Annotated in this window: 21 protein-coding genes; 11 read left to right on the forward strand and 10 right to left on the reverse strand. The window is 59.9% G+C overall.

Annotation, left to right across the window (positions count from 1 at the left end):
* The first annotated feature begins 673 nt into the window (after nt 1–673).
* A complete protein-coding gene (locus CD175_RS18850; protein ID WP_104450026.1) occupies nt 674–2,461 on the forward strand; it encodes a hypothetical protein in 1,788 nt (595 codons plus the stop codon).
* A 79-nt stretch (nt 2,462–2,540) separates the two neighbouring features.
* Here CD175_RS18850 and CD175_RS18855 read toward each other — a convergent pair whose 3' ends face one another.
* The 7 genes from CD175_RS18855 to bioB all read right to left on the reverse strand — a co-directional run bounded on the left by CD175_RS18855 (nt 2,541) and on the right by bioB (nt 9,650).
* Nucleotides 2,541–4,346, reverse strand: a complete 1,806-nt coding sequence (locus tag CD175_RS18855; protein WP_015097094.1) for a phenylacyl-CoA dehydrogenase — start codon at nt 4,344–4,346, stop codon at nt 2,541–2,543.
* A 278-nt stretch (nt 4,347–4,624) separates the two neighbouring features.
* Nucleotides 4,625–4,921 (reverse strand): pyrroloquinoline quinone biosynthesis protein PqqE, encoded by a 297-nt coding sequence (locus CD175_RS18860; RefSeq protein WP_104450027.1) that lies wholly within the window; start codon nt 4,919–4,921, stop codon nt 4,625–4,627.
* A gap of 122 nt (nt 4,922–5,043) precedes the next feature.
* Nucleotides 5,044–5,724, reverse strand: coding sequence for a dethiobiotin synthase (gene bioD / locus CD175_RS18865; protein WP_104450028.1), 681 nt, complete (start codon nt 5,722–5,724; stop codon nt 5,044–5,046).
* A complete protein-coding gene (gene bioC, locus CD175_RS18870; RefSeq protein WP_104450029.1) occupies nt 5,721–6,533 on the reverse strand; it encodes a malonyl-ACP O-methyltransferase BioC in 813 nt (270 codons plus the stop codon). The genes bioD and bioC overlap by 4 nt, the downstream gene beginning before the upstream one ends.
* Nucleotides 6,526–7,257, reverse strand: a complete 732-nt coding sequence (locus CD175_RS18875) for an alpha/beta fold hydrolase (protein ID WP_104450030.1) — start codon at nt 7,255–7,257, stop codon at nt 6,526–6,528. Before CD175_RS18875 ends, bioC begins: the two co-directional genes overlap by 8 nt.
* Nucleotides 7,250–8,428, reverse strand: coding sequence for an 8-amino-7-oxononanoate synthase (gene bioF, locus CD175_RS18880; RefSeq protein WP_104450031.1), 1,179 nt, complete (start codon nt 8,426–8,428; stop codon nt 7,250–7,252). Before bioF ends, CD175_RS18875 begins: the two co-directional genes overlap by 8 nt.
* Before the next feature lie 166 nt (nt 8,429–8,594).
* Nucleotides 8,595–9,650, reverse strand: a complete 1,056-nt coding sequence (gene bioB / locus CD175_RS18885) for a biotin synthase BioB (RefSeq protein ID WP_104450032.1) — start codon at nt 9,648–9,650, stop codon at nt 8,595–8,597.
* A 93-nt stretch (nt 9,651–9,743) separates the two neighbouring features.
* Here bioB and CD175_RS18890 point away from each other — a divergent pair, with 93 nt between their 5' ends.
* From CD175_RS18890 to rarD, 5 genes are all read left to right on the forward strand, one after another.
* Nucleotides 9,744–10,484, forward strand: coding sequence for a ComFC family protein (locus tag CD175_RS18890; RefSeq protein ID WP_104450033.1), 741 nt, complete (start codon nt 9,744–9,746; stop codon nt 10,482–10,484).
* Between the two features lie 63 nt (nt 10,485–10,547).
* On the forward strand, nt 10,548–11,312 hold the full coding sequence (locus tag CD175_RS18895) for a TOBE domain-containing protein (RefSeq protein WP_104450034.1): 765 nt from the start codon (nt 10,548–10,550) through the stop codon (nt 11,310–11,312).
* Between the two features lie 65 nt (nt 11,313–11,377).
* A complete protein-coding gene (locus CD175_RS18900) occupies nt 11,378–13,279 on the forward strand; it encodes a PhoX family protein (RefSeq protein ID WP_104450035.1) in 1,902 nt (633 codons plus the stop codon).
* 195 nt (nt 13,280–13,474) lie between these two features.
* Nucleotides 13,475–14,449: a serine/threonine protein kinase gene (locus CD175_RS18905; RefSeq protein ID WP_102670838.1), complete on the forward strand. Its 975-nt coding sequence runs from the start codon at nt 13,475–13,477 to the stop codon at nt 14,447–14,449.
* A 217-nt stretch (nt 14,450–14,666) separates the two neighbouring features.
* Nucleotides 14,667–15,554: an EamA family transporter RarD gene (gene rarD / locus CD175_RS18910; protein ID WP_095964118.1), complete on the forward strand. Its 888-nt coding sequence runs from the start codon at nt 14,667–14,669 to the stop codon at nt 15,552–15,554.
* Nucleotides 15,555–15,769: 215 nt separating this feature from the next.
* Here rarD and CD175_RS18915 read toward each other — a convergent pair whose 3' ends face one another.
* Complete coding sequence (locus CD175_RS18915; protein ID WP_095964119.1) at nt 15,770–16,288, reverse strand: glycine cleavage system transcriptional repressor; 519 nt, start codon at nt 16,286–16,288, stop codon at nt 15,770–15,772.
* Nucleotides 16,289–16,834: 546 nt separating this feature from the next.
* Between CD175_RS18915 and CD175_RS18920 the strand changes: the two genes are divergently transcribed.
* Nucleotides 16,835–19,012 carry a malate synthase G gene (locus CD175_RS18920; protein WP_104450036.1) on the forward strand — a complete coding sequence of 726 codons (2,178 nt, stop codon included), beginning with the start codon at nt 16,835–16,837 and terminating at the stop codon, nt 19,010–19,012.
* Between the two features lie 74 nt (nt 19,013–19,086).
* Here CD175_RS18920 and CD175_RS18925 read toward each other — a convergent pair whose 3' ends face one another.
* Nucleotides 19,087–19,986 carry an EamA family transporter gene (locus CD175_RS18925; protein WP_240629010.1) on the reverse strand — a complete coding sequence of 300 codons (900 nt, stop codon included), beginning with the start codon at nt 19,984–19,986 and terminating at the stop codon, nt 19,087–19,089.
* A 376-nt stretch (nt 19,987–20,362) separates the two neighbouring features.
* Complete coding sequence (locus CD175_RS18930) at nt 20,363–20,821, reverse strand: response regulator (RefSeq protein WP_104450038.1); 459 nt, start codon at nt 20,819–20,821, stop codon at nt 20,363–20,365.
* A 253-nt stretch (nt 20,822–21,074) separates the two neighbouring features.
* On the opposite strand from CD175_RS18930, the gene CD175_RS18935 reads away from it, so the two are divergent.
* From CD175_RS18935 to CD175_RS18950, 4 genes are all read left to right on the forward strand, one after another.
* Nucleotides 21,075–23,015, forward strand: a complete 1,941-nt coding sequence (locus CD175_RS18935) for a putative nucleotidyltransferase substrate binding domain-containing protein (protein WP_104450039.1) — start codon at nt 21,075–21,077, stop codon at nt 23,013–23,015.
* A complete protein-coding gene (locus tag CD175_RS18940) occupies nt 23,012–23,719 on the forward strand; it encodes a 3'-5' exonuclease (protein WP_007980367.1) in 708 nt (235 codons plus the stop codon). The genes CD175_RS18935 and CD175_RS18940 overlap by 4 nt, the downstream gene beginning before the upstream one ends.
* A gap of 223 nt (nt 23,720–23,942) precedes the next feature.
* A complete protein-coding gene (locus tag CD175_RS18945; protein ID WP_104450040.1) occupies nt 23,943–24,461 on the forward strand; it encodes an RNA polymerase sigma factor in 519 nt (172 codons plus the stop codon).
* Nucleotides 24,458–25,432, forward strand: a complete 975-nt coding sequence (locus CD175_RS18950; RefSeq protein ID WP_104450041.1) for a FecR domain-containing protein — start codon at nt 24,458–24,460, stop codon at nt 25,430–25,432. Before CD175_RS18945 ends, CD175_RS18950 begins: the two co-directional genes overlap by 4 nt.
* The last annotated feature ends 103 nt before the right edge of the window (nt 25,433–25,535 follow it).

Genomic DNA, 25,535 nt, shown 5'->3' on the forward strand with positions numbered 1-25,535 from the left:
TGAAGTTGGCAGAGTATTTGCTCCTCCAACCACCGCGATGTAAAAGGCACGTTAAAAACCCCCTGCAATTCCGCATCGCCAGCCAATAAAAATCTCAGCAAGACATACAAAACCCCCTCGTGCGCAAGTTGCACTGCGCCAGCTATTGTCTTTTTATTTATACCTCCCACACAAGACTACTTTCTCACCACTCCTTCAACACACCCTCTTGCACACCTGCGACTTTAGTAGTATTTAATAGGCAACACTTCTCAACCACAACTAATGGAGACACACTTACCTAAAGTTTTCACAACACTCCAAACTTGGGTATATATCCCCACCCACTTTGGTGTTAACCACATAACATACAACTATGTGTATATCACCAACTTCAGCGCAGCCCGCATGTTTGCTGGCTAGCAAGCGATTGTGTCAATCAGGCACGACTACTGCTATGTGCCCCTCAGGCTCAAGGAAATGTCTCTCGCGATTGCGTCCGTAACCGGCCGACGCACGCAGGTGAAAGCATCCGAACGGCAAGTGTCGACTTACACAGACACTGACTCCGCTGGATCGAGCCCCCCGTTCGACACTCACGGCTTTGCGTTTCTCTTGCGCAGGATCAAGCGCATCAGCAGATCTGTGATCTCGATTGGCCGGCAATTGGTCCTGCAAGATTCTGGAGTGAGCCATGAGCTTATCTTTGTTCGAAAAAACGCTCGCGATACCGCTGCTGCCTCACAAACGATTCAACGGCATCTTCAGTCGCCATGTTCTGCTCGCCGGTGCCGTCGCCATCGCGCTGGTCATGGGTGGTGGTGGAGATGCATTTGCCAAAAACGGCGCGGGTGGCGGCGGTGGCGGTGGAGGTGGTGGCGGGACTGCAAAGCCCCCGGGTTTACCCTCGCCGTTCACGACACCCACACTGCCCGATCCGATTTTTACAAACCCGACTGCGATTCATGGGTTTGACGTTACCGGCTTTATCCAGAACATGACCCTGGACACCACCAATACGAATTGCCCCAATACCAGCGACCCGGGCCGCTTTGGGGGGACCGTTCAGCTGAACGGCGTCACGATTATTGTCCCTTGCAACACCGTTATGCAGATGCCGGCCAACACCCTGACCTGGGCCGAATTCGTCAGGGGTGGAACCCTGGCGCTCGGAAAATCTCCGGCGGCCTATCCCTCGTTCGAGATCCATGTGGTAGGCAATACCGTCTCCAACAAGCAGATTGCCGGGCTGATCTTTGTCTCCCAGCAATCAGTCAACGCCGGGAGCGGTGTCATCACCCGGATCGACTACACCAACGGCAACCTCGAAGTTGACAGCGGGAACCCGACGCAACCCACGATCATTCAGATCAACGACCCGAACGGACGTTTTGGTCGCGCCCAAAGCCCCGACCCACGCTTCTCCGTCGATGATGCCAACCCGACCATCCATGCGGCCACCGGCTACCCGATGTGCGTGCCGCGCACGATCTCCGGAGACGATGCGCTCTGCCCGCAGAAAAACCGGCCAAAAGTGGTCACCCCGACCACGACCAACAACTGCCGTAACTTCAGCCAGGCCGGCGTCACGCCTCCGGCCAGCGGGGAGCTCTCGGGCCCTGCGGTGGGTCAGGTCTATTGCAGCCAGTACGTCATGAAGAGATTCAGCGATGCGACACGCACGGCGACGGACCCCGACCCGAACCAACAGGCCCCCTTCGAAGTCGGCGACTTCATCAGTTGGTCCGGTACTCTGTTCAAGTCAGCAACAACGGGCCTCCCGGACTTCATCTCTGCACACACGATCGAGGCGAATGTCGGGATCTACACTCAACCGGGTTCGCAGCCCAGCTACCTGGCTATCGGGGAATTTGGCATCGGCACGGCCGACCCGGCCGCAACGGCCATCAACGGAGTAGCCCAGGAGACGCAGGACCGGATTTTCCTTGAAGCCTCGACCACCGACATCAAGACCCCGGTCGACATTTACCTGATAGATGTCAATCCATCGACGGGCGTGCAAACCAATCGCTGGATTACCCCCTATGAGATGACGGGTGAATGCAACCCTGCGCTGGGCCTTGCGGTCAGTTGCCTGGGAGCCTCGGGGGGCATTACCACACAGAACACGGGACCTCAGCCACAACGCGCCAGATTGCGTGCGACCAAAGCGCCTGCTGGGCTGCTTAGCCAGCCGACACGTACCTTGCGCGTCGTTGCACGGTCACTTTGCGTTCCGCAGCAAGCCTTATCCCAGGCCGGCGTGGACAGTTGCATCCAGAATGCGGGCCGGCTGACCGTCGCCAATGGACTGGTTGCCGGACAGTATGTGGCGCCGGTGTTCGAGTTCATCTTTCCGGAAGGCGTCAAGCCTGGCGATCCGGTGGTGCCTAACGACTTCTGGCATCTGCCGTTCATACGTAACGGCGAAGGCGCGACCACCCCGACTGGCGTCGGCCCCCTGAATCCGACCCCATGGTGATCAAGGCCTGACCAGAGCGCAAAAAAAACCGCCGCTCCCGGAGGATGCGGCGGTTGCTTTTAAAGGACTGCGTCAGGACTTAGTAGCCCAGGTCGAAGTTCTCTTCTTTCATGTCCATCAGGTTGTTGGCGCCCGACAGCATGGTTGCGACGTGAGTGCGGGTACGCGGCAGGATGCGCTGGAAGTAGAAGCGCGCAGTCTGCAGCTTGGCGGTGTAGAACGCCTCTTCGGAAGTGCCGGCCGCCAGTTTCTCAGCAGCCAGGCGTGCCATGTCAGCCCAGAAGTAGGCCAGGCAGGCGTAACCGGAGTACATCAGGTAGTCCACGGAGGCCGCGCCGACTTCTTCGCGATCCTTCATGGCGGCCATACCGACCTTCATGGTCAGCTCGCCCCATTCCTTGTTCAGTGCAGCCAGCGGCGCGACGAACTCTTGAACCGCTTCGTTGCCTTCGTTGGTCTGGCAGAACTTGTGGACGATCTTGGTGAAGCCTTTCAGAGCCTCGCCTTGGGTCATCAGCACTTTACGGCCCAGCAGGTCGAGTGCTTGGATGCCGGTGGTGCCTTCGTACAGCATCGAGATGCGGCTGTCGCGAACGTTCTGCTCCATGCCCCACTCGGCGATGAAGCCGTGGCCGCCGTAGATCTGCACGCCGTGGTTGGCCGACTCAAAACCGACTTCGGTCATGAAGGCTTTGGCGATTGGCGTCATGAAAGCCAGCAGTGCGTCGGCTTTCTTCTTCTCTTCTTCGTCCACGCCGTACTTGACGATATCGACCTGCTTGGCGGTGAAGTAAACCATCGCGCGGTTGCCCTCGGCGAACGCCTTCATGGTCAACAGCATGCGACGTACGTCAGGGTGCACGATGATCGGGTCAGCGGCTTTGTCCGGCGCTTTCGGACCAGTCAGCGAGCGCATTTGCAGACGGTCGCGAGCGTATTTCAGGCCGCCCTGGAAACCGACTTCGGCGTGGGCCAGGCCTTGCAGCGCGGTACCCAGGCGAGCGGTGTTCATGAAGGTGAACATGCAGTTCAGGCCTTTGTTCGCCGGGCCGATCAGGAAACCGGTGGCGCCGTCGAAGTTCATCACGCAGGTAGCGTTGCCGTGGATGCCCATCTTGTGTTCCAGGGAACCGCAAGACACGGCGTTACGCGTGCCAACCGAGCCATCGGCGTTCGGCAGGAACTTCGGCACGATGAACAGGGAGATGCCTTTGGTGCCAGCCGGTGCATCCGGCAGGCGGGCCAGTACGATGTGGACGATGTTGTCGGCCATGTCGTGTTCACCGGCCGAGATGAAGATCTTGGTGCCGGAGACTTTGTAGGAACCGTCGGCCTGAGGCTCGGCCTTGGTGCGCAGCATGCCCAGGTCGGTGCCGCAGTGCGGTTCGGTCAGGCACATGGTGCCGGTCCATTCGCCGGAAACCAGCTTGGTCAGGTAAGCCTCTTGCTGCTCAGGGGTGCCGTGCTCGGAGATGGTGTTCATCGCACCGTGCGACAGGCCCGGGTACATGCCCCACGACCAGTTGGACTCGCCGACCATTTCACTGATGGCCAGGCCCAGGGATTCCGGCAGGCCTTGGCCGCCGTGCTCGACGTCGTGAGCCAGGCTCGGCCAGCCGCCTTCAACGAATTGCTTGTAGGCTTCCTTGAAGCCAGTCGGCGTCTTAACGCCGGACTCGCTCCAGGTGCAACCTTCGAGGTCGCCCACACGGTTCAGCGGAGCCAGTACCTGCTCACAAAACTTGGCGCCTTCCTCAAGAATGGCGTCAACCATGTCCGGAGTTGCGTCGGCACAAGCCGGAAGGCTCTGATAGTGCGCTTCGTAGCCGAGTAGTTCGTCACGAACGAAGCGAATATCACGCAAGGGGGCCTTGTAGTCAGGCATAGCGATAAACCTCTGCTGATGTAACCGGGAATGAACGACCGCATTGATTTGTTGTTGCGATCAAACAGTTGTTTGAAACATACGTTTACGCCCAAATCTTGTCAAGCGTCGATCTTTTGCCGTTCGTCATCGCAGGATTGAACAGTCAGGCACACGACACCGTCGCCGCGCTGCCGAAGCAGCCCGTCACCCTGAAAAGATTAGTTGAGCAAGAAAGACTTACGCACAAAAACGCCGCGAACAGGCGCGGCGCTGGAAGGTGCGGATTCGGCAAGGAATCAGGCGTAGGTATCGATCAATGTTCCGAGCACTTCATCGGCGGCCTTGGCGACTTTCACGCCCAGCTCCGCCTGAATCTTGCCTTGGGCCATTTCGACCACGTTGCTGGCCAGGTCTGATTGCTGGCTGCGATCAACCGATCGCAGACGATCGACCTGCGCCTCGGAGGACTGGCTGGTGAGCGAACGCTCGAGGGTGGTGTTGGCGATCTGCCCGGCGGCGTGATCGACTCGGTTCTGCCCTGTCTGAAGGGTGCTCAGACCGGCATAAAAAGCGGTGTTTCCTGAGATTTCCATGGGAGAACTCGTCCTTTCAAAGGATCAACAACAACCATTGAAGCAGAGTGGCCGGCAAAATACCCGTCAAAAACACTAATGGCACAGTGCCTTGCCATAGGCAAAGCCCGCATTGCCAAGCGTCAGTCCAGCAGATCCAGTTGTAAGTGCTCGGCCACGGCTTCTGCCGTCACGGCCTTGAGTTTGGGCACACGCCCCAGGCACGGCGCCGGAAGGCGCTCGGCCAGGGTGGCGAGGTTTTCCTCCAGTCGCGAGGTCTTCGGGTCGATGATGTTGGCCACCCATCCCGCCAGTTGCAAACCGTCCCGGGCGATCGCTTCGGCGGTCAACAAGGCATGGCTGATACACCCCAGGCGCACGCCGACCACCAGGATCACCGGCAGCTTCAACGCGATGGCGAGGTCCGACAGATTGTCCTGATCCTCCAAGGGTACGCGCCAGCCGCCAGCGCCTTCGATCAGGGTGAAGTCCGCCTGCAGGCCCAGAATCTGCCGCATCGGCGCCAGCAACGACTGCACCGTCAACGCCACGCCCGCCTCCCGTGCCGCCAGATGGGGAGCAATGGCCGGTTCGAAGGCCACCGGATTGACCTGTGCATAGGTCAGCGGCAGCGAACACTCCGCCATCAAAGCCAGTGCATCGGCGTTGCGCAGGCCTTTGGGCGTCACATCGCACCCGGAAGCGACCGGCTTGCCCGCCGCCGTGCTCAACCCCGCCGAGCGCGCCGCATGCAGCAGCCCCGCAGCGACCGTGGTTTTACCGACATCCGTATCCGTGCCGGTGATGAAATAGGCTGCGCTCATAAGGGTTTCTCCAAAATGGCGTACACCACTTGATAAGTCGCCGGCAGGCCTCGGGCCTGACGAAACTGCTCATAAGCCTCAATCAAACCCAGAATCCGCGCCCGGCCGGTCAAACCTCCCGGTCGACCGGGATTTAGATTGTGCGCACCCAGCGCCTTGAGCTCATGGGTCAGGCTGCGCACATCCGGGTAATGCAGCACATGCGCAAGGTTTTGCAGACTGACCATCCTCAAGCCGCTGGCCGCACACAACTGCTGATAAACACCAAACTCCCGGAAGCGGTTGACGTGCACCATGCCATCGACCTGTCGCCAGCTGTCGCGCAGTTCAAACAACGTCCCTGTACAAAGACTAGCAAACGCAAAAATGCCACCCGGTTTCAGCACTCGATAAGCTTCACTGAGCACCGAGTCGAAGTCCGCACACCACTGCACCGCCAGGCTCGAGAAGATCAGGTCGCAGGTCGAGTCCTGCAGTGGCAAACGCTCGGCATCGCCGGCCACGAAATGCGTGGCACCGCCCAACGGCCGGGCGTGGTTGAGCATGCCCTCGGCGATGTCCAGCGCTACACCGTGACTGCCCGCAAACCGCTCACCCAAGGCACGACTGAAATGCCCGGTGCCGCAGCCCAGGTCCAGCCAACGCTGCGGTACAAAATCCTGCGGCAAGCGCCTGAGTAATTGGCTGCCGACATCACGCTGCAACTCGGCCACGCTGTCGTAGCTTTGCGCCGCGCGGGAGAAAGAAGCAGCGACCTGGCGTTTGTCGGGCAAGCCGCCGGGCAGATTGGGAAGGGATAAATCAGTCATCGCCGGACTCATGCAAAAAGGCCTGGATCGCCCCCGCCACACCGTGGGGATCTTCCAGAAGAAACGCGTGGCCGGCCTGCTCAATCAGACCGATCTCTATATCCGGCAGCAACGCCAGTAAATCGCCCGCCGCCTCCGCCGGCACCAACCCGTCGAGGCCGGCGAACAGATGCAGTTGTGGACCGCGGAACGATTGCATTGCATGCCGTGTATCCAGTTGCGCAAGTACTTGCAGACCGCTCAGCAGCACTGGCGCGGCCATGTTCGGTGCGCCTGCGAGCAACAGCCGCGACAATCCGCGCGGGTCTCCGGCGCCTTGGGCACAGAGCAGTGAAAAGCGTTTCAAGGTCGCGCGCGGATCGGTTGCACATCCCGCCAGAAACGCATCGAAAGTTTCCCCGGACATGGCGGCCGACCAGTGTTCATGCGCGACAAAAGACGCGTTGCTGGCCAGCGTGAACACGCCGCAGCAGCGATCGCCACGCCGGGCCGCCAGTTCGCAGGCGAGCATGCCACCCAATGACCAGCCGCCCAGCCAGGCGTCTTGCGGCAACGTCGCATCAAGCTCATCGAGCCACTCTTGAAGATCGCTCGACTCCAGGTCGGGCAACGGCTCGATCTCGACGCGCAAGTGTTCGTCCAGGCCGCGCAAAGCCGCAGCCAAAGGCTCCAGCGGTGAAACGCCGAGGCCCCAGCCGGGCAGTAGAATCAAACGATCACGCATGGCTTGGCTCCGGCTGCAGTCGTTGAAAACAATCGGCCAGTCCGTTTAACAATAGCTGCACCTGGGCCTCGCTGTGGGCAGCTGTCAGCGTAACCCGCAGTCGGGCGCTGCCAGCGGGCACGGTCGGCGGGCGAATCGCGGTCACCATCAACCCGCGCTCGCGCAGCATTTGCGAAAGACGCACCGCGCGCCCGGCATCGCCGACCATGATCGGCTGAATCGGTGTGAAGCTGTCCATGAGTTCCAGGCCGATCTGTTCGGCACCCTGGCGGAACTGGCGGATCAGTGTCTGCAAATGCTCGCGGCGCCAGTGTTCGCTGCGCAGCAGTTCCAGGCTTTTCAACGTGGCGCAGGCCAGCGCCGGTGGCTGGCTGGTGGTGTAGATGTAAGGCCGGGCAAACTGGATCAGACTTTCGATCAGCTCTTCGCTGCCGGCCACAAAGGCGCCCGCCGTACCGAAGGCTTTGCCGAGGGTGCCGACCAGCACCGGAACGTCCTCCTGGCTCAAACCGAAATGCTCGACGCTGCCGCCACCATTGGCGCCCAACGGTCCGAAACCATGGGCATCGTCGACCATCAACCAGGCGCCTTTGGCCTTGGCCTCTCGGGCCAGTGCCGGCAAGTCGGCGATATCGCCGTCCATGCTGAACACGCCGTCGGTGACCACCAGGGTATTGCCGGTGGCTTTTTCCAGGCGTTTGGCCAGGCTCACCGCGTCGTTGTGCAGATAACGATTGAACCGCGCGCCGGACAACAGCCCCGCGTCGAGCAACGACGCATGATTGAGCCGGTCTTCGAGCACCGTATCACCCTGCCCCACCAGCGCCGTGACCGCACCGAGGTTGGCCATGTAACCGGTGGTGAACAGCAGCGCGCGTGGGCGACCGGTCAGGTCGGCCAAGGCTTCTTCCAGGGCATGGTGCGGGGCGCTATGGCCGATGACCAGATGTGAGGCACCGCCGCCCACCCCCCACTTCAAAGCGCCGGCACGCCAGGCTTCGATCACTTGTGGATGATTGGCCAGCCCCAGGTAGTCATTGTTACAGAACGCCAGCAACGGCTGGCCATCAACCACCACTTGCGGCCCCTGCGGGCTTTCGAGCAGCGGACGCTGGCGGTAGAGATTTTCGGCACGACGGGCAGCAAGGCGTGCGGCGAGATCGAAAGACATGCAGGCCTCGGACAAACAATCAAGGTAGACACCGAACCTGTAGGAGCTGGCTTGCCAGCGATGAGGGCATCAGGTTCGACATAGCCATCAGCTGACAGACCGCTATCGCTGGCAAGCCAGCTCCTACAAGTGTTTTGCATTCCAACCAAAGAAGACGGTGAAGGACTCAAACCGCGGCGTTATAGAACTGCTCGCTGCTCTTCTGCTCCACCAGCGCCTGCTCGATCGCCGCCTGATGCACTTCATCGGCATGCTCTTCGCGGGCTTCCGGCAGGATCCCAAGGCGCCCGAACAGTTGCATGTCCTTGTCGGCCTGCGGGTTGGCGGTGGTCAGCAGTTTCTCGCCGTAGAAAATCGAGTTGGCACCGGCGAAGAACGCCAGCGCCTGCATCTGCTCGTTCATGGCTTCGCGGCCGGCGGACAGGCGCACGTGGGATTGCGGCATCAGGATGCGCGCGACCGCGAGCATCCGGATGAAATCGAACGGGTCGACGTCGTCGGCATTTTCCAGCGGCGTACCGGCGACTTTCACCAGCATGTTGATCGGCACCGACTCCGGATGCTCCGGCAGGTTGGCCAGCTGGATCAGCAGGTTGGCGCGGTCGTCCAGCGACTCGCCCATGCCGAGGATGCCGCCAGAGCAGATCTTCATCCCCGACTCACGCACGTAGGCCAGGGTTTGCAGGCGCTCGCTGTAGGTGCGGGTGGTGATGATGCTGCCGTAGAACTCCGGCGATGTATCGAGGTTGTGGTTGTAGTAGTCGAGGCCGGCCTTGGCCAGCGCCTCGGTCTGCTCCTGATCCAGGCGGCCGAGGGTCATGCAGGTTTCCAGGCCCAGGGCTTTCACGCCTTCAACCATCTTCAGAACATACGGCATGTCCTTGGCCGACGGGTGCTTCCACGCCGCCCCCATGCAGAAGCGGGTCGAACCGATGGCCTTGGCGCGAGCGGCCTCTTCGAGGACCTTCTGCACTTCCATCAGTTTTTCTTTTTCCAGGCCGGTGTTGTAGTGACCGGACTGCGGACAATATTTGCAATCTTCCGGGCAGGCGCCGGTTTTGATCGACAGCAGGGTCGACACCTGGACGCGGTTGGCGTCGAAATGTGCGCGGTGCACCGTCTGCGCCTGGAACAACAGGTCATTGAATGGCTGAACGAAGAGTGCTTTGACTTCGGCCAAAGACCAGTCATGACGCAGGGTTGCAGAGGTGCTGGCGCTCATGGGTGTTTCCTTTGAATTATGCTTTGGCATACGGCTGGGTCATGGAATGTCACAGCCGCCTCACAGATGTTTCGGCATATTTAAGGAAGAGCGATGCGCTGTCAACCACAGAACAAAGGACTGGTTTACATCTGGTCAAAAAACAAACAATCATGTCTTTTGTGCGATGAACCCGCCGACGGCATCGCCCCTGTCTGCACGGCCTGCGAAACCGAGTTGCCCTGGCTGGGCGATCACTGCCGAACCTGCGCCCTGCCGCTCCCGGCCGCAGGCCTGACCTGCGGCCATTGCCTGAAGCAGCCACCGGCCTTCGAACACGTGATTGCCCCCTGGACCTACAACTTTCCGGTTGACAGTCTGATCACCCGTTTCAAACACAACGCAAAGTGGCCGTTTGGCCGCTTGCTCGCCGAACTTCTCGCTCAATACCTGCAACATCGCTTCGAAGACGATCTGCAGCGACCCCATGCGCTGATTCCGGTACCGCTGGCCAACCGGCGCCTGCGCCAGCGCGGGTTCAATCAGGCGGCGATGCTGGCCCGCTGGTTGAGTGACGCTCTGGACATTCCATGCGACGAACGGTTGCTGCTGCGAACCCAGGACACCGATGCCCAACAGGCCTTGAATGCCCAAGCGCGCCGCAAGAACTTGCGCAACGCTTTCACCCTGATACCCGGTGCCACCGTCAAAGGCCGGCACCTGGCCCTGATCGACGACGTCCTTACCACCGGTGCCACGGCCCAGGCCCTGGCCTGGCTGTTGATAGACGCCGGTGCAGCGCGGGTCGACGTCTATTGCCTGGCCCGCACGCCCAAACCCGGCGAGACACCCTGACTTGACTCGCGCGTCCCAAGCCGCCAACGTCCTCCCCATCGCCACCACCCAAAGCGACTTGCCATGTCTTTGCCCACCTTGTTGTCCCAGCACATTGTCCGCCGTCCGCAGCGCATCGCCCTGCTGCAGCACATCGCCGAGCAAGGCTCGATCACCCGTGCGGCAAAAAGTGCGGGGCTGAGCTACAAGGCTGCCTGGGATGCCATCGATGAGCTGAACAACCTGGCGCAGAAGCCGTTGGTGGAGCGGATTGTCGGCGGCAAGGGCGGCGGCGGTGCCCGTCTCTCCAAAGAAGGCGAGCGGGTGCTGCGGCTGTACCAGAAGCTGCAAGCCTTGCAGGCCCAAGTGCTGGAAGCCGCTGAAGATGCCAGCGACCTCGACCTGCTCGGGCGCTTGATGCTGCGCACTAGCGCGCGCAATCAGTTACACGGCAAGGTGATGGCGATCGAGTCCCAGGGACGCAACGACCTGATTCGTCTAGAAGTCGCCGAAGGCTTGATCGTCGATGCGCAAATCACCCACGACAGCACCGAGCGCCTGGAACTGCAAATCGGCACCGAAGTCGTGGCCTTGATCAAGGCCGGCTGGCTCGATGTGCTGGAGATCGATTCAGCCGAAACGCCGGGAAACAATTGCCTGAAAGGCACCATCGAAAAGATTCTCGACGCCGACGATGGCCCCAGCGAGGTGCGCATCACCCTGCCTAACGGCCTGACCCTGTGTGCGCTGGACGAACCAACGCATCTGCAGGCATTGGGGCTGACCTGCGGCAAACCCGTGCGCGTGGAGTTTTCGCCATCCAGGGTTCTGCTGGGTACGCCGCTTTAAGCAAACTGCAACAAAAGGTTCATTACTCACCATTAAGGTGTCTGCAAAACCGCAGGGAGCCTGAAATGAGCCTATTAGAAGAAAACCAGTCCACCGACCTCGAAACCATGGTCGGCCTCAGTCGTCGCAGCTTCATCAGCGCAGGTGCCCTGTGCGGCGCGGCGATGTTCCTCGGCGGCAACCTGCTGAGCCGCAGTGTGATGGCTGCCAGCGTCAGCGCCGGTAACAGCCAGTTGCTGGGCTTTGACAGCATTGCCGCCGCCACCAGCGACTCCATCACCCTGCCACCGGGCTACAAGTCCTCGGTGCTGATCAGCTGGGGCCAGCCCCTGCACAAGGACGGCCCGGCGTTCGACCCGAGCGGCAACGGCAGCGCCGAGCATCAGGAAGCCCAGTTCGGCGACAACAACGATGGCATGAGCCTGTTCGAATTCCCGGGCGAAAAAGACCGGGCGCTGATGGCGATCAACAACGAATACACCAACTACCGCTATCTCTACGCCCACGGCGGCATGCCGCAATCGGCGGAAGACGTGCGCAAGGCGCTGGCCTGCGAAGGTGTGTCGGTGATTGAAGTGCAGCGTAAAAACGGCCAATGGCAATTCGTCCAGGGCTCGCGCTACAACCGCCGCATTCATGGCAATGCGCCGATCACCCTGAGCGGCCCGGCCGCCGGTCATGCCCTGCTGAAAACCAGCGCCGATCCCCACGGCAAGAACGTTCTCGGCACCTTCCAGAACTGCGCCAACGGCAAGACGCCGTGGGGCACCTATCTGACCTGTGAAGAGAACTTCACCGACTGCTTCGGCAGCAGCAACGCCGAGCAGAAGTTCGACCCGGCGCAAAAACGCTACGGCGCGGTGGTGACCAGCAAAGAAATCAACTGGCACCCACACGACGAGCGCTTCGACCTGGCCAAGAACCCCAACGAACTCAACCGTCACGGCTGGGTGGTGGAGATCGACCCGTTCGATCCGCAGTCGACGCCGGTCAAACGCACCGCCCTGGGCCGCTTCAAACACGAAAACGCCGCCCTGGCCGAAACCGCCGATGGCCATGCCGTGGTGTACATGGGCGACGATGAGCGCGGCGAGTTCATCTACAAATTCGTCAGCCGCGACAAGATTGACCACAAGAACCCCAAGGCCAACCGCGACATTCTCGATCACGGCACCCTCTATGTGGCGCGTTTCGATGCCGGGGACGGCAACGCCGATCACCCGAAAGGCCAAGGTGAATGGATCGAACTGACCCACGGCAAAAACGGTATCGACGCCAGCAGCGGCTTTGCCGATCAGGCTGAGGTGCTGATCCACGCCCGTCTCGCCGCCAGTGTGGTGAAAGCCACGCGCATGGACCGCCCGGAATGGATCGTGGTCAGCCCCAAGGACGGCCAGGTCTACTGCACGTTGACCAACAACGCCAAGCGCGGCGAAGACGGACAACCGGTGGGCGGACCGAACCCGCGGGAGAAGAACGTCTACGGCCAGATCCTACGCTGGCGCACCGAGCGTGACGATCACGCCTCACACACCTTTGCCTGGGACCTGTTTGTGGTGGCCGGCAACCCGGCCGCACATACCGGGACACCAAAGGCCGGCTCGTCGAACATCACGCCGCAGAACATGTTCAACAGCCCGGACGGTTTGGGCTTCGACAAGGCCGGACGCTTGTGGATCCTGACCGACGGCGATGTGAGCAACACCGGTGACTTTGCCGGCATGGGCAATAACCAGATGCTCTGCGCTGATCCGGCGACCGGCGAAATTCGCCGCTTCATGGTCGGACCGGTGGGCTGCGAGGTGACCGGGATCAGCTTCTCGCCTGACCAGAAAACCCTGTTCGTCGGGATCCAGCATCCGGGTGAAAACGGTGGTTCGACCTTCCCCGAGCATTTGCCAAACGGCAAGCCGCGCTCTTCGGTGATGGCGATTACCCGGGAAGATGGCGGGATCGTCGGCGCCTGATTAATCGCCATCGCGAGCAGGCTCGCTCCCACAGGTCATGCGCCAAATTTGAAATCGCGCCAATCCTGTGGGAGCGAGCCTGCTCGCGATGGCGTCAGCCCGGACAACACATCTCGCAACCCTGCCCCTAAAGAGCGCCCGTCTGCGCTACCATGCCTGGCCGGACGCAGCAGCCTGCTGCGCGCAGGAGTCAGCATGGCCCACCCGTTTGAAACCCTTACGCCAGACCTCGTGCTCGATGCCGTCGAAAGCATCGGCTTTCTCAGCGACGCGCGCATCCTGGCGCTCAACAGCTACGAGAACCGCGTCTATCAAGTCGGTATCGAAGACGCCGAGCCACTGATCGCCAAGTTCTACCGGCCGCAACGCTGGAGCAACGAAGCGATTCTGGAAGAACACCAGTTCACCGCCGAACTCGCCGACTGCGAGGTGCCGGTCGTGGCACCGTTGATCCACAACGGTGAAACCCTGCACGAACACAACGGTTTCCGTTTTACCCTGTTCCCCCGCCGCGGCGGCCGCGCACCGGAGCCGGGCAACCTCGATCAACTGTATCGCCTGGGCCAGTTGCTCGGACGCCTGCACGCGGTCGGCTCGACCCGGCCGTTCGAGCATCGTGAAGCGCTGGCGGTGAAAAACTTCGGCCATGACTCGCTGGCCACGTTGCTCGACGGCAACTTCATCCCCCGCAGCCTGCTGCCGGCCTACGAATCGGTGGCCCGCGATCTGCTCAAGCGTGTGGAGGATGCCTACAGCAACACACCGCACCAGAACATCCGCATGCACGGTGACTGCCACCCCGGCAACATGATGTGCCGTGACGAGATGTTCCATATCGTAGACCTCGACGACTGCCGCATGGGCCCGGCGGTACAGGACATCTGGATGATGCTCGCCGGTGATCGCCAGGATTGCCTGAGCCAGTTGTCGGAACTGATGGATGGCTACAACGAATTCCACGACTTCGACCCGCGCGAACTGGCGCTGATCGAACCCTTGCGCGCCCTGCGTCTGTTGCACTACAGCGCGTGGCTCGCCCGTCGCTGGGACGATCCGGCGTTCCCCCGCAGCTTTCCGTGGTTCGGCACCGAGCGTTACTGGGGTGATCAGGTGTTGGCACTGCGCGAACAACTGGCGGCGCTCCAGGAAGAGCCACTAAAACTCTTCTGACCCACCCTGCCCCCCCTGTAGGAGCGAGCCTGCTCGCGAAGAACGCAAGGGCAACGCGTTTATCCAGACAGCACGCGTTATCGTTGACGTCCATCGCGAGCAGGCTCGCTCCTACAGGTACCGATGTTCACAAATGACCTACCTATTCAGTCAGGACATTCGCAGACAAATCTCCTTACAATCCCCTCTTTGTTAGCTGCCTAAGCAAGGATTCTGCATGCAAGCCGCCAACCCGCGTCGCGGGTACATTCTGGGTCTGAGTGCCTATATCATCTGGGGACTTTTCCCCCTCTACTTCAAAGCCATCGCCAGCGTGCCCGCCGTGGAAATCATCATCCACCGGGTGTTGTGGTCGGCGCTGTTCGGCGCCTTGTTGCTGATGGTGTGGAAGCATCCCGGCTGGTGGCGCGAGCTGCGGGAGAACCCGCGACGCCTGGCGATCCTGGCCCTGAGCGGTGCGTTGATCGCGGCCAACTGGCTGACCTACGTCTGGTCGGTAAACAACGGCCGCATGCTGGAGGCCAGCCTCGGTTATTACATCAACCCCTTGGTGAACGTGTTGCTGGGCATGCTGATCCTTGGCGAACGGCTACGGCGCATGCAGTGGATTGCCGTCGGTCTGGCGGCTGTGGGTGTGGCGCAACAGGTCTGGCAAGTCGGCAGCCTGCCGTGGGTGTCGCTGGTGCTGGCACTCACCTTCGGTTTCTACGGGCTGATTCGCAAGCAGGCGCCGGTCAAGGCACTACCGGGGCTGGTAGTGGAAACCTGGATGCTGGTGCCGATCGCCATTGCCTGGTTGCTGTTCAATCCGACCGCCCACAGCGCTCAGGCCGAGTTCTGGACCACGTCAGAAGCCTGGTGGCTGGTGGCGGCCGGGCCGGTCACGCTGGTGCCGCTGGTCTGCTTCAACGCGGCTGCGCGGCATTTGCCCTACACGACACTGGGCTTTCTCCAGTACCTGGCGCCGACATTGGTGCTGCTACAAGCGGTCCTGCTGTTTGGCGAGCACCTGTCGTCCAGCACCCTGGTAGCGTTCATGTTCATCTGGGCCGGTCTGGCGGTTTACAGCGTGGATGCGTGGCTCAGTTTGCGTCGCCGCAGCTGATCAAAAAACATACAAACCTCTACAGGCCACGAGTTCCGTGGCCTGCATCATTCCTTCCCAAGGTTATCCACAGCGTGATCCCCGGCGATTGTGCGCAAGTGGCTGAAACTGCTGGTTTTTTGATCAGATCCTGAAGAACCCCGGTCGACGTGGCCTGGCGGGGTGTCTCTACAGGTTATCCACAGGCCGGTGCACGTTTAACTTGGATAACCTGATCAGGGCTCACTGCGCAGCACCAATTCGACCATCAGATCGTCGGCCAGGGTTTCCAGGCGCGATTGCAGGACGTCCAGCGACAGCGTCAGCGGAACGGCAAGAATTGCTTCGGCATGGAACAACGGCTCGCTGCTCATCGGTGCCGGGCGCACTTCGGTAACCAACCGTTCCAGACTCACCCCCTGCTCGCTCAACAAGCGTGTGATGTCACGCACGATCCCCGGGCGATCATTGCCCACCAGCTCCATCGCGATCGGCTTCCAGGTGCAGGATTGTTCGATGCTGCTTTCGGCGATCAATACGCGAATGCCCTGGGTGGACAAGCCTTGCAGGGCATCGACCAATTCGTCATAGGCCTCGGCCGGTACCCCCACCCGCAGAATCCCGGCGAATTGCCCGGCCATGCGCGACATGCGGCTTTCCAGCCAGTTGCCGCCGTGCTCGGCAATGCATTGGGCAATGCGCTCGACTTGCCCGGGCTTGTCCGGGGCGAAAACGGTGAGTACGAGGTGGTCCATGGCGCAGCCCTCTGGTCATGATTTTTGTTGCAGAGAACCAAGTATAGGCAAGGGCTGATGCTGCGCTGAATCGTGTGGCGCCATCGCTGGCAAGCCAGCGCCTACAAGATGCGCGCAGGCCCTGTAGGAGCCGGCTTGCCGGCGATCCGGTACACCGCCGATCTAATGCCACTCATAAAATCGTGTACAAGTTTTGATATTTAACTGGAACAATCCACTGGTTTTTTGAGAACATCCTGTTCCGCGCCGTGACCGCAATGCGTCATGAGGTCGCAGAACGACGTGATTAGTCTAATTTTCACATCCGCAATTCATCATGTAGTATGCCGCAGCGCGCACTACATAACGTTGGTTCGATGTCTGCCGCCGGCCCGTTCGCAACCCTGAAAGCCCTGTCAGCAAGGCCCCAAGCCGTTGATTGGTCCCAACCCAGCCGCCCGTCATGGGCATGTACTGGCAGAGGGGTTTGTGGTTTAAATGGCCAAAGGCTTCATTGTTAAATTGAAGAGCTGAAAAGCGAAATAGCTGAGCAGAGTGAGGCAAGCAATGACTGAACACGTTCAAGTCGGTGGCCTGCAGGTCGCCAAAGTCCTGTTCGACTTCGTGAACAACGAAGCCATTCCCGGTACCGGCCTCACCGCCGATAAGTTCTGGGCCGGTGCCGACAAGGTCATCCATGACCTGGCGCCGAAGAACAAAGCCCTACTCGCCAAACGCGATGATTTCCAGGCTCGTATCGATGGCTGGCACCAACAGCGTGCCGGTCAGGCGCACGACGCCGTGGCCTATAAAGCCTTCCTGCAAGACATCGGTTATCTGCTGCCAGAAGCGGCCGATTTCCAGGCAACGACGCAAAACGTCGATGACGAAATCGCCCGCATGGCCGGCCCGCAGCTCGTGGTGCCGGTCATGAACGCCCGCTTTGCGCTCAACGCCTCGAACGCCCGCTGGGGCTCGCTTTACGATGCGCTCTACGGCACCGACGCCATCAGCGAAGCCAACGGTGCGGAAAAAGGCAAAGGCTACAACAAGGTGCGCGGTGACAAGGTCATCGCCTTCGCCCGTGCCTTCCTCGACGACGCGGCGCCATTGGCGGCCGGTTCTCACGTCGATTCCACCGGCTACAAGATCGTCGACGGCAAACTGGTGGTCGCCCTTAAAGGCGGCAGCAACACCGGCCTGCGCAACGACGCTCAACTGATCGGCTTCCAGGGCAATGCCGCTGCACCGACCGCGATCCTGCTGAAAAACAACGGCCTGCATTTCGAAATCCAGGTCGACGCCAGCACCCCGGTCGGCCAGACCGACGCGGCCGGCGTCAAAGACATCCTGATGGAAGCCGCACTGACCACCATCATGGACTGCGAAGACTCGGTTGCCGCCGTCGACGCTGATGACAAAGTAGTGATCTACCGCAACTGGCTCGGCCTGATGAAGGGCGATCTGTCGGAAGCCGTCGCCAAGGGCGGACAGACCTTTACCCGTACCATGAACGCCGACCGCACCTACACCGCGGTCGATGGCAGTGAACTTAGCCTGCACGGTCGTTCGTTGCTGTTCGTGCGCAACGTTGGTCATCTGATGACCATCGACGCGATCCTCGACAAAGATGGCAACGAAGTGCCAGAAGGCATTCTCGATGGCCTGGTGACCTGCCTGTCGGCGATCCACAACCTCAACGGCAACAGCTCGCGCAAGAACAGCCGCACCGGCTCGGTCTATATCGTGAAGCCGAAGATGCACGGCCCTGAAGAAGCCGCGTTCACCAACGAGTTGTTCGGTCGCATCGAAGACGTGCTGGGCCTGCCACGCAACACCCTGAAAGTCGGGATCATGGACGAGGAGCGTCGTACCACGATCAACCTCAAGGCCTGCATCAAGGCGGCGAGCGAGCGTGTGGTGTTCATCAACACCGGTTTCCTCGACCGCACGGGCGATGAAATCCACACCTCCATGGAAGCCGGCCCGATGGTGCGCAAGGCGGACATGAAGGCGGAAAAATGGATCGGCGCCTACGAGAACTCCAACGTCGATATTGGTCTGAGCACCGGCCTGCAAGGTCGCGCGCAGATCGGTAAAGGCATGTGGGCCATGCCGGACCTGATGGCAGCGATGCTCGAACAGAAAATCGCTCACCCGCTGGCCGGTGCCAACACCGCCTGGGTGCCTTCGCCGACTGCCGCTGCACTGCACGCGCTGCACTACCACAAGGTTGACGTGTTCGCCCGTCAGGCCGAACTGGCCAAACGTGCCCATGCATCGGTGGACGACATCCTGACCATCCCGCTGGCGGTGAACCCGCAGTGGACCGCCGAACAGATCAAGAACGAACTGGACAACAATAGCCAGGGCATTCTCGGTTACGTGGTGCGTTGGATCGACCAGGGCGTCGGTTGTTCGAAAGTGCCGGACATCAATGACGTCGGCCTGATGGAAGACCGTGCCACGCTGCGTATTTCCAGCCAGCACATCGCCAACTGGCTGCGCCATGGCATCGTCACCGAAGACCAGGTCATGGAAAGCCTCAAGCGCATGGCGCCGGTGGTTGACCGGCAGAACGCCGGCGACGCGCTGTACCGTCCGCTGGCCCCGAACTTCGACAGCAACATCGCCTTCCAGGCGGCGGTCGAACTGGTGGTCGAAGGTACCAAACAGCCGAACGGCTACACCGAGCCGGTCCTGCACCGTCGTCGTCGCGAGTTCAAAGCTAAGAACGGGTTGTAATCCAGCTCACTCCACAGCAATCCCCCGGTTGAAAAACCGGGGGATTTTTGTTTCTGCTTCCTGCAAATGCAGGGCTATCTCCTGTAGCGCAACGCATTGGCAGCGATGTGCTGGCCTATTCTCGATGCATTCATGAACAAGGCAATTCCAAGGACCGTGATGATGAGAGCAAACAGTTTTTCACCACCAATGGGTTCGTCGAGTACATACCACGAGGTCAAAATACCCGATATCGGAACAATCACTGACAACGGTGCAACCTGGCTCGCCGGATACTTCTCAATCATTCGGTTCCACACCCAATATCCGAATACCGTCGCCACATAGGCTTGGAACAGGACAGATAGCAGCACCGGAGCCGTTATGTCCGTTAGCAACGTTTGGAAGGGGACTGCCCCCTTGACCCAGTAAGTCATCAGATATAGAGGAGGTATTGCATACAGACTCGACCAAACGACAAAGGAAAATATATCAACCACCTTGCTTTTCTTGACCAGCACATTGCAGAGACTCCAGAACAATGCGCCGAGCAGTACGAGGAAGAGCCCAAAGCTTTCGGCATCACCATGCGTTACATGAGTAATAAACATCAGCCCCACCAACGCCATGAGAATGCCGGCCACTTGTATTACCGTCATTTTCTCGCCAAACAGCAGTACGCCCCAGATAACCGTAAAAAAGGCACTGAATTGCAAGAGCAAGGATGTCACTCCGGCACTGACGCCAAGAAACATGCCATAGTTCATCAGCCAGCACATTCCGACACCAAACAACAAACCGTAGACTATAGTTACAAAAGTACTCACACCTTTCGGTTTCGGGATGAAGAACACTAGTGGTAATGCACAGAAAGTAAAGCGCAACGCTGTCAATATGAACGGATCAATACCGTCAAGACTGATATCAATTACCGTTAAATTGCTTCCCCACATGACTGTCACACCGATAACAAGCACAAGATCGCGAAACTCCATTCTTTTTATCATATCGTCCTCATTGCGTTATACATCCACACAATCCAGGAAAAGCAATGCCCTGACCCTTGCCAGTATTTTATCTGCAGGAACTAGCCGAAGCCTGAACACACAATAACCATCGACATACTCATGCCACTAAAATCGGAGAGCCAAACTGACAACCTGGAGAGTGCTACAACAGACTTTATTAAACCAAGCTCGACATCAAACAAATGCCTAAATTGGTTTCAGGAACTGAACGATAGCTGAATTATGGATAGAAAAAACAAGCTATTTGTGAGTAGCTTTTTCGCAGATCAATTAGACAAACTTAATTACAAGTTAAACCCACAAAAACAAATCGAACCTGTAATTAACAATTACAGGAGATCAGTTATTTAATACCCAATTCGCGCTTTACCAGTGCCAGCAAATGATTGGCATCGATCGGTTTGAGCAGAAAGTCCACCACATTCAAATGCATCGCAGCAATGGCATCTTTCACGTCGGCGTCACCCGACACTATGATGATCGGCAATGCCGCCCGTACCGACTCGCGTACCTGACGAATCAGATCCAACCCATCTACGTGGCCCATCCGCAGGTCGGTGATCAATAATCCGATCGAGAGCTTTTTGATTTCTGCCTCAGCCACCAGGATATTGAGTGCCGCTTCGCCACTGGCTGCTGTCCTGCTGCGAATTCCCTCCAACGCAAGGATCTCTGACAGCAGTTCCCGGGCGTCTTTATCGTCATCGACGATCAACACCCGTTGCAGTGGCAGGTCAGGTTCCAGCATGACGGCACTCAGCGCTTCGCGCTCGGCGTCGCTCAAAATATCGTGGTCGGACATGGCTTTCTCTACATGTTCAATTCAATTCCCTAGCACAGTGGTGAGACATCGCTAAGCAGACCATCAATGTGCACTTCGTCGGATACTTTTCCAATAGCAAGATAGAGAGATTTCTCTCTCAATCGCGTAAGAATTTTCCGACATTCCCTCACGCTGATTACCTACCTAGACTTACGTCCAATGGGCACCCCGGCCACAGGGGTCGACCATGTCCGGGTCATCCGACTACAACAATTCAAAAAAGACTGCGGTAATGGTTATGAGTAAAGCGGACGCCTTCACACAGGCAGGGAAAACCGCGGTGTTGCAGAACATCCAGGGCACGTTGCAATTCCTTCAGCGCTTCCCGCCTTTCAACCAGATGGAGCACGCGCACCTGGCGTATCTGGTCGAGCAATGTCAGCTGCGTTTTTACGCCCCCGGCGAGAGCATCATCAAACCCACCGACGGCCCGGTCGAGCACTTCTATATCGTCAAGCAGGGCCGGGTCGTGGGTGAGCGTCCGGATACGGCAAAAGGTGGCACCGAAACAGTCTTCGAGATCACTACCGGCGAATGTTTTCCCCTCGCGGCGTTGCTGGGTGAACGGGCGACCCGTACCGAGCACCTCGCCGGCGAAGACACCTTTTGCCTGCAACTGAACAAGCCGGCGTTCATCCGCCTGTTTTCGCTATCGGACACCTTCCGCAACTTCGCCCTGCGCTGCGTCAGCAGCCTGCTGGACCAGGTCAACCAGCAAGTGCAGCAAAAAGCCGTGGAAACCCTCGGCACCCAATATTCGCTCAATACCCGACTGGGTGAATTGGCCATGCGCCACCCGGTGTCATGCGCCCCGCAGACACCCTTGCGCGAAGCCGTGACGTTGATGCACGAACAACAGGTCGGCAGCATCGTGGTGGTCGATGAACTCAAGGCGCCACTGGGGATTTTCACCCTGCGCGACCTGCGTCAGACCGTGGCCAACGGCAGCAGTGATTTCAACGAAGCCATCGAAGGGCACATGACCCGGGCGCCGTTTTTCCTGTCGCCGGATCACAGTGCATTCGACGCGGCGATTGCCATGACCGAGCGTCACATCGCCCATGTCTGCCTGGTCAAGGACCAACGCTTGTGCGGCGTGGTTTCCGAGCGCGATTTGTTTTCTCTGCAACGGGTCGATCTGGTGCATCTGGCGCGCACCATCCGCAACGCGCAGAAGGTGGAAAACCTGGTGGCGCTGCGGGGCGAAATCGGCCAACTGGTCGAGCGCATGCTGGCCCATGGCGCGTCTTCGACGCAGATCACCCACATCATTACCCTGCTCAACGATCACACCGTGTGCCGGGTGATCGAACTGACCCTCGCCGAAAAAGGTGATCCTGGCGTGCCATTCAGTTGGCTGTGCTTCGGCAGTGAAGGCCGTCGCGAGCAGACCCTGCATACCGATCAGGACAACGGCATTCTGTTCGAAGCCAGGGATGCAGCCCATGCCGCCGAGATTCGCGGCAAGCTGTTGCCCATCGCCCAGCAGATCAACCAGAGCCTGGCGTTATGCGGCTTCACCTTGTGCAAGGGCAATATCATGGCCGGCAACCCCGAACTGTGCCTGTCCCGGGCCGAATGGGCGCGTCGTTTTGCGGCGTTCATCCGCGAGGCCACCCCGGAGAACCTGCTGGGTTCGAGCATTTATTTCGATTTGCGCGTGGTCTGGGGCAGCGAGCAAGGCTGCGAGCAGTTGCGTCGGGGCATTCTCGATCAGGTCGGCGACAACCGTTTGTTCCAGCGCATGATGGCCGAGAATGCGCTGCGCAATCGCCCGCCCGTAGGGCGTTTGCGCGAGTTCGTGCTGACACGCAAAAATGGCGAGAAGGCCACCCTGGATTTGAAAGTTCAGGGGCTGACCCCATTTGTCGACGGCGCCCGGGTGCTGGCCCTGGCCCATGGTATCGAGGCCAATAACACGCTGGAGCGTTTTCGCCAATTGGTCGCCAAAGAGGTCATCGACCCCCTGGACGGCGCCGCGTATGAAGAGGCCTATCACTTCATTCAGCAAACCCGCATGCAGCAACATCAATTACAGACCCGGGAGAATTTTCCCTACTCAAACCGGGTCGATCCCGACAGCCTCAATCACCTGGACCGGCGCATCCTGCGTGAGTCCCTGCGTCAGGCCCAACGCCTGCAGAGCAGCCTGACCTTGCGGTATCAGTTATGAGCCTGTTTTCCTGGCTGCGCCCGCCAAGTCCCACCCTGCCCGCCGACCTGCAACATCGTCTGGAACGCTTGCCGGCCGCTGCCGCCCTGGGCGAATGCAGCCTGCGTGAACAGCGCTGGGTGGTGCTCGATCTGGAAACCACCGGGCTGAACCTCAACAAGGACCATGTGCTGTCGATTGGCGCGGTAGCGATCGAGGACGGGGCCATCGATTTTCGCCAGCAGTTCGAACGCACCTTGCAGTATCCGCAAGTAAAACTCGGCCCCAGTGTGCTGATCCACGGCATTGGCCCCAGCGCCATTGCGGCGGGCAGCGATCCAGCAGAAGCGCTGGTGGACTTGATGGAGTACCTCGGTGACAGTCCGGTACTGGCCTTCCACGCGCCGTTTGACCAGCACATGCTCGGCCGTGCGCTGAAAGATCATCTGGGTTTCAAGTTGCAGCATCCGTTTCTGGACGTGGCGGACATTGCACCGCTGCTATGCCCCCAGGCGCACTTTCGCGAGGCCGGGCTGGACGACTGGATCGACTGGTTCAAGCTCGAAGTCTTCGAACGCCACCACGCCAGCGCCGACGCCCTGGCCACCGCTGAACTGGCGCTGATCCTGTTCAGTCGCGCACGGCAGCAGCAGATTCATAGCCCGTTGAATTTGCAACAGCGCCTGAGTCAGTGGAAGCGGCGGCAACAAGCGCCGTCCTTCTGATCCTCACGCCATCCCTGTAGGAGCGAGCTTGCTCGCGAAAATCGTCAACGGTGACGCGTTTTTCTGGCAAGACCGAGGTGTCAGATAGTTTTTCGCGAGCAAGCTCGCTCCTACAGGGTTCGCCAAGTTCCCACCCGACCAACGCCGATTGCGGACCTCCCGCGCCTCTGCCACAATCGCGAACAATTCTCGTTAGTTAACACTTCCCAAGCGGTGATGCGGCGTGTCGTCAGTCCCAAGCCCTCAAAGTGAGCTCGTCAGTGCGTTATATCGCGACCATCGCGGTTGGCTATTGGCCTGGCTTCGACGCAACGTCGCCTGCCCGCAGCGGGCCGAAGACCTGAGCCAGGACACGTTCGTGCGCTTGCTGGGCCGCGAGGAACTGAAGGCGCCACGCGAACCGCGGGCATTTCTGGTGGCCATCGCCAAGGGCCTGCTGTTCGATTATTTCCGTCGCGCCGCGCTGGAGCAGGCTTACCTCACCGAGCTGATGCTGATTCCCGAAGCCGAACAACCGTCGGCGCAAGAGCAGCAGATGATCCTCGAAGACCTGAAAAACATCGACCGTTTGCTCGGCCAGCTTTCCACCAAGGCCCGGGCGGCGTTCCTCTACAACCGTCTCGACGGTCTTGGCCACGCAGAAATCGCCGAGCGCCTGGGGGTATCGGTGCCGCGGGTGCGCCAGTACCTGGCCCAGGGCATTCGCCAATGCTACATCGCGCTGTACGGTGAGCCGACATGAACCCGCTCAGTTCCAAACCGGTATCGGCCAACGTGCTAGACGCAGCGATTGCCTGGCAGTTGTCCATGGATGGCGCCAACCCGGTAGAGCGCGAAGAATTCGCCAAGTGGCACGCTGCCCACGAAGAGCACGCCCGCGCCTGGCGCCAGTTGGGCATGCTCGACCACCGCTTCAGCGCAGCCAGTGGCCCGGCCCGCACTGCCCTGCTGCAATCGCGCGAAGGCATCCGCCGACGAGTGCGCAAGCTCGGTAAGGGCGTGGCAAGCGTGGTGGCCGTGATCGGCCTAGCGCTATTTGCCGGGCCACGTTACCTGCCGATCGATTACTGGCTGGCCGACCAGCGCACCGCCGTGGGCGAGCAGCGCACCCTGCGCCTGGCCGATGGCACGCTGGTCAATCTCAACACCCACAGTGCCCTGGATGTTCGCTTCGATGAGAAGCAGCGGCGCATCGTGCTTCAGGAGGGCGAAATTCTGGTTGAAACCGGTCACGGCGATCCCCGGCCGTTCATCGTCGAAACCCGTGAAGGCAGCATGCGCGCGCTGGGTACGCGGTTTCTGGTCAAGCGTGAAGAAGAAGGCACACGCCTGAGTGTGTTGCAGTCGGCGGTGGCGGTTCACCCCGAGTCCAGCCCGGATGAACAGATTCTGCGCGAAGGCCAGCAGGTGTTAATCCGCAATAACGGCCTGGGTCCGGTTCTGGCCGTCAACTTCGGCGCGGATGCCTGGACCCGCGGCATGCTGGTGGTGGACAACACGCGGCTGGAAGATCTGGTGCATGAAATCGGTCGCTATCGAACCGGTTACGTCGGCGTTGCGCCGGAAGTCGCCGACCTGCGCATCACTGGCAGCTTCCCGCTGCGTGACACCGACCTGGCGCTCAATGCCCTGCTGCCGACCCTGCCCGTGCAGATCGAACAGCACACGCAATGGTGGGTGAAGGTGAAAGCGAAGGCCGACGCCAAGCCCTGAGCAAGGCATCCATTGTAGGAGCTGGCTTGCCAGCGATGGTCGTTAACGATAACGCGCGCTCACTGGATAAACGCGGTGCTTTTGAGTGCATCGCTGGCAAGCC

This window comes from Pseudomonas laurylsulfatiphila (assembly GCF_002934665.1).
In the GTDB taxonomy this organism is placed as follows: domain Bacteria; phylum Pseudomonadota; class Gammaproteobacteria; order Pseudomonadales; family Pseudomonadaceae; genus Aquipseudomonas; species Aquipseudomonas laurylsulfatiphila.